We start from the raw sequence: 9,998 nt of genomic DNA, 5'->3' as shown, positions 1-9,998 counted from the left end.
TGCGGAAGACAAGCCTAGCGGGAGTTACCGGGCTCATGGGAGTTACCGGGTCGGCTGTAGGGCAGGCTCGGTGCCGGTAGCCATCGGCGGGGTCGTGGCCGTGAGCGCGGAACCGGCCCCGCCGGGTCACCGGTCGGAGCGCCACAGCCGCCGGAACAGCTCGTAGTTCTCCCACGGCTGCGCCGTAGCGGCGCTACCCTGGCGCGGGACAGGCGACGGGCGGACGAACGTCACGGACACTCCCGGGGCGCGGCGGGTCTCGGGGGCGCGGCGGTGTCGAGCAGCCGCGCGAGCCGTCAAGGCGAACCCGGCATGAGGCCCGCGGCGCAGGGAGGATTCCGACGATGACAGGCGGCTTCGCCCACCAGGCGAACCGGGTCGCCCCGGCCCGGACGCTGCCCACCCTCGACATCGATCCCTTCCGGACCGGCGCCACGAACCGAGGTGAGTTCCTCGCCGCCCTGCGCGAGGCCTGCCACGGCCCGGGGTTCTTCTACCTGACCGGATACGGCGTCCCGGCCTCGCTCACCACCACGATCCTCGACGTGAGCCGCCGGTTCTTCCAGCTGCCCGAGGCGTCGAAGCTGGAGATCGAGAACATCCACTCGCCGCACTTCCGCGGGTATACCCGGCTCGGGCACGAGATCACCCGGGGCCGCCCCGACCTCCGCGAACAGATCGACATCTCCGATGAGCGCCCGGCCCGTGACCTCGGCCCCGACGATCCGGTCTACCTGCGCCTCGACGGTCCCAACCAGTGGCCCGCGGCCCTGCCTGAGGTGCGTGACACCGTGCTCGCCTACATGGCGGAGCTGGGCCGGCTGGGCCGGATGCTAGTCCGGGCGTTCGCCGAGTCGCTGGGCCTGCCCGCCGATCACCTCGACCAGACCTTCGCCGACGAGCCGCGCTCGCACCTGAAGCTGATCCGGTACCGACCGGCGCCGCCCGGCTTCGGCGACGGCTACGACCAGGGAGCCGGCTACGACCAGGGAGCCGGCTACGACCAGGGAGTCGGGGCGCACAAGGACGGCGGCTTCCTCACGTTCGTCCTCCAGGACCACGTCCGCGTGCTCCCGGAGCGGGCCCCGGCCGGCGAGCCGGGCGAGCCGGGCGAGCCGGCGGTGGGGGCGGCCGGCCTGCAGGTGGCGGACGGGGCCGACGGGTGGATCGACGCGGTCCCGGAACCCGGCGCGTTCGTCGTCAACATCGGCGAGATGTTCGAGCTGGCGACGCGGCGCTACTACCGGGCGACCGTGCACCGGGTCGTCAACCCACCATCGGGCCACGAGCGGGTGTCCGTGGCGTTCTTCTTCGGGCCGCGGCTGTCGGCCACCCTGGAACCGGTTCCGCTGCCGGGCGAGCTGCTCCGGCAGATCACCGACGCGCCCCCGCCCGATCCGCACAATCCGATCTTCGCCCAGCACGGGGTGAACACCCTCAAGAGCTGGCTACGCAGCCATCCCGAGGTGGCGCGGCGCTACTACGCCGACGCCGACGCCGAGCACCCCAAAGGACCCAAAGGAAAAGCCCTGTGACGACGATCCCCCCGGGTCGGAGCTTCGAGACCCGGCAGCTCCACGCCGGAGCCGCCCCGGACCCGGCGACCGGCGCGCGCGCCGTGCCGATCTACCAGACGACCTCCTTCGTGTTCGACGACACGCGGCACGCGGCCGAGCTGTTCTCGCTGGCCGAGGTCGGCTTCACCTACACCCGGGTCGTCAACCCCACGCAGGACGTCTTCGAACAGCGCATCGCGGATCTGGAGGGCGGGGTCGCGGCCCTGGCGACCGCCAGCGGCCAGGCCGCCCAGTCCCTGGCGGTGCTGAACCTCACCGCCGCCGGGGCGCACCTGGTGTCGTCGACCTCGCTGTACGGCGGGACGTACGCGCTGTTCAGGAACACGCTGGCGGAGTTCGGGATCGAGACCACCTTCGTCGACGACCCGGACGACCTCGACGCCTGGCGCGCGGCGATCCGGCCGAACACCGCCGCGCTCTACGGCGAGACCATCGGCAACCCCCGTGGGAACGTTCTCGACGTCGCCAGGATCGCCGAGGTGGGGCACGCCGCGGGGGTACCGCTGATCGTGGACAACACCCTGGCGTCGCCGTACCTGAGCCGCCCTCTCGAACACGGCGCCAACATCGTGGTGCACTCCGCCACCAAGTTCATCGGCGGGCACGGGACGTCGATCGGCGGTGTCATCATCGACGGCGGGCGTTTCGACTGGGGCAACGGCCGTTATCCGCGGTTCACCACACCGGATCCGGCCTACCACGGCCTGGTCTTCCTCGACGCGTTCCCAGAGACCGCCTACATCGTGCGGGCCCGCGCGCGGCTGCTGCGCGACCTGGGCCCGGCCCTGTCCCCGATGAACGCCTTCCTGCTGCTCCAGGGGCTGGAGACGTTGTCGCTACGGATGGAGCGGCACAGCGCGGGCGCGCTGCGGGTGGCACAGTGGTTGTCCGAGCGGGACGAGGTGATCTGGGTCGCCTACCCGGGCCTGGCGTCGAGCCGCTGGTATCCGGCGGCCCGGCGCTACCTGCCCGATGGTGCCGGCGCCGTGCTGGCCTTCGGTATCCGCGGTGGTGGCGCCGCCGGGCGGGCGTTCATCGAGGCCCTCGAACTGCACAGCCATCTCGCCAACGTCGGGGACGTCCGCTCGCTGGCGATTCATCCGGCGTCCACGACCCACGCCCAGCTCACCCCCGCCGAGCAGGCCGACAGCGGGGTGAGCGAGGAGCTGATCCGCCTGTCGGTCGGCATCGAGGGGGTCGACGACATCCTGGCCGACCTGGAGAAGGGCTTCCGCGCGACCAAGGGGCGCTGACCGGATTCAGCATCCGCCGCACTGCGAAGAGCCCAGTATTTCACTAGCTCTATCGACAAACTCTACTTACCCCACTAATTTGCCTACTAGGTTTGTCAGATCAGCCGCTTGGCTGATGGTTGACCGAGCTGTCACGAGCGCCAACGTTCAGCCCTGGCTTGTTGACCGGCAACCCTCGTTCGCGAAGGGGTGCCCCGGATGAGGACACGGCCGTGCCCCCGGGTGCGGCAAGCGCGGGCCCGTACTCCCGGGCCTGAGCCGAGGGAGCTGTGAGATGTCGGGAGCGACTCGCCACGCCAGTGGCCGCTTCACGCTCGCATGCCGGTGCGGGACGCAAGCCGTTGCCCACGTGCTCAGCCCCTGGGCGGGCGGGTCCGGGCAGGTGCGGCTGACCCGCCGCCTAGCCATCGACCTGCGCCGTTCGTCCAGCTGCCTCTGTTCGTCCAGCTGCCTCTGTCGCTGACACCGCCGCCCACGGCGGTCCGGTCCCGCCGACCAACCGTCCGCCCTGCTCGGCACGGCCCCGACGGCTGGCCCTGCCGCACGCCGTCGACCAGCCGACCACCGACGGCCAGCCGACGGTCGGCCCGACGGCCATCCCGACAAGAAGTCTCGACACCCGATGTCCAGCAAGGTCTTCGGCGTCAGGAAACGCGTACCCCTGACGCTCGCCGCCGCCCTGTCCGTGGCGCTCGCGCTCGGGCCTGCGGCTCCAGTGACGATGGCGCGCCAGGCACGGACGGCGCCGCCGGTACCCCGAGAAGCGGGGGGACGTTGACGTTCGCCAGCAACACGGACGGCGCCTGCCTCGATCCGCACCAGAGCCCGGCCGACATCGACGGTCTCTACACACGGTCGATCTTGGACTCGCTCGTGGCGCTGAGCACCGACGGCACCATCCACCCGTGGCTGGCCATGAAGTGGACGGTGTCCGCGGACCAGAAGACGTATTCCTTCACGTTGCGCGACGATGTGACGTTCAGCAACGGCGAGAAGTTCGATGACGCGGCGGTGAAGGCGAACCTCGACCACATCGTGGCGCCCGCCACCAAGTCGCAGCTCGCCGCCGGAACGATCACGGGCTACACCGGGACGACGGTCGTCGACCCGACCCACGTCGATGTCCACTTCAGCGCGCCGACCTCGGCCTTCCTGCCCACCCTGGCGACGGCCTACCTGGGCATCGAAGCGCCGAGCACGCTCAGGCAGCCGCCGTCGGCGCTGTGCACGAAGATCGTCGGCAGCGGTCCCTTCATCAGCACCGGCGGTTACGTCAAGGGCAGGGGCATCGACTACACCCGCAATCCCGGCTACAAGTGGGCGCCCGCCACGGCGAAGCACACCGGCGCCGCCTATCTCGACGCGCTCTCGATCAAGGTCACCCCCGAGGACTCGTCCCGCTACGGAGCGCTGACCAGCGGCCAGATCGACGCGATCGCCAGCGTCCCGCCGGTAAACGTGAGCCAGCTGAAGTCGACCCCCGGATTCCAGCTCCAGACCGCGTTGGCCCCGGGCGGTAACTACAGCTACTACCCGAACACCGCCAAGGGTCCCTTCGCCGACGTCCGGGTCCGGGAGGCCTTCCGCGCGGGAATCGACTGGGCGACCATCGTCGACAAGCTGTACTTCGGCGTCTTCCCGGCCGCGAAGGGCCCGCTGTCGCCGTCCACGGTCGGCTATGACAAGTCGATCGAGTCGTCCTACGGCTTCAACCCGAAAAAGGCCAACCAGCTGCTCGACGAGGCCGGCTGGACCGCTCGGGACGGCCAGGGCTACCGGACGAAGGACGGCGCGCGCCTCACCGTCACGCATCCCTTCCTCAAGCAGTACGCCCGGGAGCAGCGCGACACCCTCGCAGACCAGATCCAGGCCGCTGCGAAGCAGCTCGGCATCGAGGTCAGGACGACGAACCCGGAGTACACGGCGTTCACCAAGGACGCCGTGGCCGGTAACTACGATATCTCGGGTGGGTGTTCCTCCGGCGGGTTGGTGCTGCGCTCGGTGTGCTGTGGGGCGCGGTCACCTTCACGTTCCTCGCCCTGCACCTGCGCTCGGGCAGCATCATCGACGCGATCATCGGACAGGCGGTGGTCACCCCGGAGATCAGGGCCCGGATCATCTCCGACTACGCGCTGGACCAGCCGCTGATCGTCCAGTACTTCGACTATCTGGGGCACCTACTGCGCGGCGATCTCGGTCATTCCTACAACCAGGGGATGCCGGTTTCCGAGGCGATCGGCCAGCAGATCGGACCGACGTTCGCGCTGCTCGCCAGCGGCGTGGGGCTCGCGCTCGTCGGATCGATCGTTGTCGCGACGTCCACCGCGAACCGGACGCGCTGGGTGCGCGGTCCCGTCGTGGGACGGGACCCGGCTGTCACCGGCGCCCGGTGGCCCGGTCGCGCAGCCCCGGGCCGTGGTGGGCTCGGAGATGGTGCTGGAGGCAAAACACCTGGTGAAGACGTTTCCCGTGCCGGGGCGCGGCACGCTGACCGCCGTCGACGACGTGTCACTGCGGCTGCGGACCGGGGAGACCCTCGGCGTCGTGGGCGAGTCGGGGTCGGGCAAGACCACGACCGCCCGGCTACTGCTGGACCTCGAACAGGCCGACTCCGGCACAGTCGACGTCGACGGCACAAGCTGGCGTGAGATCGACGAGCGGACCAGGCGCGGGCTGCGGCAGCGGATCCAGGTGATCTACCAGGACCCGCTGAGTTCATTCGACCCCCGCCACCCCGTCCGGAAGATCATCAGCGAGCCGCTGGCGGTGCAGGGGGTTCGCCGCGCCGCGCGCCGCGCGCCGGGCCCGCGTCCTCGAACTGATCGAGCAGGTCGGGCTGGACGAGAGCGTGCTCGACCGCCGGCCGCGCCAGCTGTCGGGGGGGCAGCGCCAACGGGTCGCGATCGCCCGGGCGCTCGCCCCGCGACCGCGGGTCATCATCTGCGACGAGCCGGTCTCCGCCCTCGACGTCTCCATCCAGGCGCAGGTGCTCGACCTGCTGGCCGATCTGCAGGCGCGGCTGGGGATCTCCTACGTCTTCATCTCCCATCACCTCGGCGTGATCTACCACGTCAGCGACCGGGTCCTGGTGATAAAGGACGGGCGGGTCGTGGAAGCCGGAGACGTCGAGGAGCTGTTCGCAAGCCCCCGCCACGAGTACACCCGCAGCCTGCTCGCCGCGCTCCCCACCCTCGACGGCGCGGCGCTGCGCCCCCGGCCCGCCGACGACGGTGCCGCCGGACAGCCACAGTGAGAGACGAGCCGACCGACCTGAAAGGTTCGCGATGAGTGAGATCCCATTGGCCGTCCTCGACCTCGTCCCGGTCAGTGATGGCGGCACGAACGGCGAAGCACTGCGCAACACCGTCGATCTGGCCCGGCGGGCGGAGGAGTTCGGGTACGAACGCTACTGGTTCGCGGAACATCACCTCAATCCCGGCGTCACCTCAATCCCGGCGTCCTCGGCGTCTCCCCCGCCGTCGCCATCGCCCTGGTGGCCGGAGCGACGAGGACCATCCGGCTCGAGTCGGCCGGGGTGCAGGCCGGACACCGCACCCCGCTGTCGGTGGTTGAGGAGTTCGGCCTCATCGACGCCCTGCACCCGGGCCGCCTCGACCTCGGGATCGGACGCTCGCCCAGCCGGCCGGCCCCCGGGCCCGGCGGGCCGGTGAACGACCCGGCAGCCGAACGAAGCCTGATCTCGACGGCGGCGGCCTACTCCGCCGGGCTCGGCGGGGCGGACCACAGCATCGAGCAGCGGGCCGAGAACGGCCTGCTGATCCCCAAGCGCTACGACTTCCGCGGGCTGCTCGGCTCGTCGCGGCTGGGGCTTATGCTGTCGCTGCTGCAGCAGCCGAGCGCCTACACCCCGGACTACGCCGAGCAGATCGACGACGTCCTCGCGCTGCTGCGCGGAACCTATCGCTCGGCCGACGGCCTCCAGGCGCACGCCTACCCCGGTGAGGGCGCGAACGTGCAGGTCTGGATCCTCGGGGCATCCGGCGGATCGAGCGCCGCCGTCGCCGGCGAGCGCGGGCTGCGGTTCGCGGCCTCCTACCACCACAGCCCCAGCACCGTGCTCGATGCCGTCGACGCCTACCGGGCCGCGTTCCGGCCATCGGCGGAACTCGCCGAGCCGTACGTGTCGGTCTCGGCGGACGTCGTCGTCGGGGAGGACGATGCGAGCGCCGCACGGCTGGCCGCCGGCTACGGCCTGTGGGTCCGCAGCATCCGTTCCGGCGCCGGGGCCATCCCGTTCCCCAGCCCGGAGCAGGCCGCGGCGCACGCCTGGAGCAACGCCGACCGCGCGCTCGTCGAGGACCGGGTCACCACCCAGCTCGTCGGGTCCCCGCGAACCGTCGCCGACCGGCTCGAGCAGCTGGCCCAGGCGACCGGGGCCGACGAGCTCGCCATCACCACGATCACCCACCAGCACGCCGACCGGGTGCGGTCCTACGAGTTGCTCACCAAGGAGTGGCGCCGACGCCGGGCGTGAGTAGGCCGGGATCGCACCTGCCCAGGTCTCCCCGGCCTTTCCCGGCCTTTCCCGGCCTCCCAGGCCTCTCCTGACCTCCCTGACCTCCCTGACCTCCTTCGATCTTCTTCGGCCCTTCTTCGACGTCGAACAGAACCAGAATCTGACTATCGGCCTGACCGCGGCAGGCGCCGCCGCCCCGGTGCCGGCCACCGCCGGAAGGTGGCGGCCCGGCCCGGTGTTGTAGGTGACCGCGGTCGGCGTAGACGCCGATCGCGGATATCGCGGAGGTCTCGGCGCGGCGGGACGGCCAGGGGAAACGGCGAAGGGAACGGTGGTTGTGGTGCCGAAGGCGTACGTCTACAGCGACCACGGCGGTCCGGAGGTGGAGGCATTCGCCGACCTCCCGATCCCGGTGGCCGGGCCGGGTCAGCTCACGATCGCGGTACGTGCCGCCGGGGTCAACCCCGTGGACTGGAAGCTGCGGGGCGGCCTGCGGCTGCCGGCCGCCCCGCCAGCCGTGTTTCCGGTCGTACTCGGAGTGGAGGCCGCCGGCGTGGTGACGCAGGTGGGCCCGGACGTCGACGGATTCGCCATCGGCGACGAGGTGTTCGGCAGCGCGCCGGGCGGTGGCTACGCCGAGTACACGGTGCTGACTGCCGGGGAGAGCGCGTGCAAGCCGGCCGCGGTGTCCTTCGTGGCCGCGGCGACGCTGCCGGTCGCGGCGGCGACCGCCTACGACGGCGTGCACCAGCTGGCCCTGCCGCCCGGCGCCACCCTGCTAATCACCGGTGTGGGTGGCGGCGTGGGAGTGGCCGCCGCGCAGATCGCCCGGCAGGCGGGCCTGACGGTCGTCGGCACCGCGAGCGCCGGCAAGAAGGACTTCGTCGAGGCCCTCGGCATCGCGCACGTCGAGCCGGGCCCCGGCATCGCGGACCGGGTGCGGGCCGCCGCGCCCTGGGGGGTCGACGGAATCTACGATCTCGTCGGGGGCGAGACGCTGGACGACGTCGTCGAGGTCCTCGCGGACCGGTCGAAGCTCGTCACAGCCTTGTCCGGGGCGAGCGACCGGCACGGCGGGACGACGGTCCAGCGGGCCCGGGACAGCCGCGTGCTCGACGCGGTCGCCCAGCTGGTCGTGGACGGCGCGCTGGACCCGCTCGTGACCGCAACCTCCCCGCTGGACCAAGCCCCGGCGGCGCTGCGCGCGGTGGAGAACGGCCACGCCCGCGGCAAGATCGTGATCGAGGTCGCCGCGTGACCGAGCTTGCCGTTCCCCGACGCCATGTCCCCGACTGGCATGTCCCCGACCGGCAGGAGCCCAGGCGGCACGTGACCGGCCAGCACGTGCTGAACAACCCCGTCCGTTCCTCCCTCCTGGGTCCGCACGCGCATTTCGCCGAGCGGGTCGGTGACGTGCTGCGCTACCCGGTCAACGTGTCACCGTTCGTCGCCCTGCCGGACGTGCCCGACGAGGGCACCTGGCGCAACGCCGCAGCGCTGCTCGGCCCGGGCGCGATCGTGCCGTTCACCGGCATCGACGCTTCCCCGCCGCCCGGCTGGGAAGAGGCAAGCTTCGACGGCGCGCAGCTCGTGGACGAGGGGGTCGACGCGTTCCCGGACGAGGAGGCCGTGCGGCTGGGGCCCGCGGACGTGCCGGAGATGCTCGCGCTGGTCGAACGCACCAAACCCGGGCCGTTCCTGCCCCGCACGATCGAGCTCGGCACGTACCTCGGCATCCGGCGGGACGGCACGCTGGTGGCGATGGCCGGGGAACGGCTGCACCCGCCCGGCTGGACCGAGATCAGCGCCGTCTGCACGGACGCGGGCCACCGGGGCCAAGGCCTCGCGACCCGGCTCGTCCGCGCGGTCGCCGCGGGCATCCGGGCCCGCGGGGAAACACCGTTCCTGCACGCCGCGGCGACCAACACGAACGCGATCCGGCTCTACGAGTCGCTCGGGTTCCGGCTGCGGCGTGAGGTGACGTTCCGCGCCGCGCAGATACCGGATATCGAGCCGGCCGCGTAACCACCGCCCGGCCGCGTAACCACCGCACCGGCCCGCGTGGCGAACGCCTTCCCCGCGGGCCGGTGCGGACCACCGGCAGGCCATCCCCCCGGTCGGACGACCCGCGCCGGCGCGACGACCGGCCCTGCCCGCGCTCGCCCCGTCCGACTACCGTTCAGAAGTGGAGGTACGCCGACGACCCAGAACGAGGGGGATGACGCGATGACCCCGCCGAACGCGGGCGCGCCGGCGCTCGTCACCGTGGCTTCACCGACCGATCGGACCGAGCTGGCCATGCCCACGACGCAGACACCGACCCAGACCACCGGGACCAGCATCAGGGTGGCATTCGCCTTCGACCATGCCGGTGGCGGGGTGCTGTCCCCCGCAACCTGCCTGTGGCTGCTCGGGAACGAGCAGCTCGGCCGGGTGGCGTTCCGGGCGGACGGGGAGGTCCTCGTGCTGCCGGTGAACTACGTGATGGACGGGGAGGCGGTGGCCTTCCGGACGGCCGTGGGCTCGAAGCTGACCGCCGCGATCGAGGAGGACGCGGTTAGCTTCGAGGTCGACGGGCGCGATCCGGCGTCCCGCAGCGGCTGGAGCGTCCTGATCAGCGGGAAGGCCGTGTCCGTCACCGACCCGGGCACGCTGGCCAGGCTCGAGCGGACGGGACTCAAGCCAATGCCG

The 9,998-nt window shown here is 71.6% G+C and carries 8 protein-coding genes, 2 pseudogenes and 1 riboswitch; all 10 genes and pseudogenes read left to right on the top strand.

Annotated features, from left to right (window positions below; translation table 11 throughout):
• The first annotated feature begins 344 nt into the window (after window positions 1-344).
• Complete coding sequence (locus AC08OJ_RS15780) at window positions 345-1,535, top strand: isopenicillin N synthase family dioxygenase (RefSeq protein ID WP_476596117.1); 1,191 nt, start codon at window positions 345-347, stop codon at window positions 1,533-1,535.
• A complete protein-coding gene (locus tag AC08OJ_RS15775) occupies window positions 1,532-2,830 on the top strand; it encodes a bifunctional o-acetylhomoserine/o-acetylserine sulfhydrylase (RefSeq protein WP_476596116.1) in 1,299 nt (432 codons plus the stop codon). The genes AC08OJ_RS15780 and AC08OJ_RS15775 overlap by 4 nt, the downstream gene beginning before the upstream one ends.
• Before the next feature lie 129 nt (window positions 2,831-2,959).
• A riboswitch (SAM riboswitch) is annotated at window positions 2,960-3,070 on the top strand.
• Between the two features lie 534 nt (window positions 3,071-3,604).
• Window positions 3,605-4,978 carry an ABC transporter substrate-binding protein gene (locus tag AC08OJ_RS15770; protein ID WP_476594272.1) on the top strand — a complete coding sequence of 458 codons (1,374 nt, stop codon included), beginning with the start codon at window positions 3,605-3,607 and terminating at the stop codon, window positions 4,976-4,978.
• Window positions 4,979-5,260: 282 nt separating this feature from the next.
• Window positions 5,261-5,518, top strand: a pseudogene (locus tag AC08OJ_RS15765) (ATP-binding cassette domain-containing protein); the annotation flags it as partial.
• A 160-nt stretch (window positions 5,519-5,678) separates the two neighbouring features.
• A complete protein-coding gene (locus AC08OJ_RS15760; RefSeq protein WP_476596115.1) occupies window positions 5,679-6,083 on the top strand; it encodes an ATP-binding cassette domain-containing protein in 405 nt (134 codons plus the stop codon).
• 31 nt (window positions 6,084-6,114) lie between these two features.
• Window positions 6,115-6,231, top strand: a pseudogene (locus AC08OJ_RS15755) (LLM class flavin-dependent oxidoreductase); the annotation flags it as partial.
• A gap of 92 nt (window positions 6,232-6,323) precedes the next feature.
• On the top strand, window positions 6,324-7,325 hold the full coding sequence (locus AC08OJ_RS15750) for an LLM class flavin-dependent oxidoreductase (protein ID WP_476594270.1): 1,002 nt from the start codon (window positions 6,324-6,326) through the stop codon (window positions 7,323-7,325).
• A 313-nt stretch (window positions 7,326-7,638) separates the two neighbouring features.
• A complete protein-coding gene (locus AC08OJ_RS15745; protein ID WP_476596114.1) occupies window positions 7,639-8,565 on the top strand; it encodes an NADP-dependent oxidoreductase in 927 nt (308 codons plus the stop codon).
• A gap of 71 nt (window positions 8,566-8,636) precedes the next feature.
• Window positions 8,637-9,332, top strand: a complete 696-nt coding sequence (locus AC08OJ_RS15740; RefSeq protein WP_476594273.1) for a GNAT family N-acetyltransferase — start codon at window positions 8,637-8,639, stop codon at window positions 9,330-9,332.
• Between the two features lie 201 nt (window positions 9,333-9,533).
• A partial coding sequence (locus AC08OJ_RS15735) for a pyridoxamine 5'-phosphate oxidase family protein (RefSeq protein ID WP_476596113.1) occupies window positions 9,534-9,998 on the top strand: 465 nt, incomplete at its 3' end.

This window comes from Frankia sp. CgKIO3 (assembly GCF_977946435.1).
The sequence above is the reverse complement of the archived record's forward strand: the minus strand, read 5'-3'. Positions and strand labels throughout refer to the sequence as shown.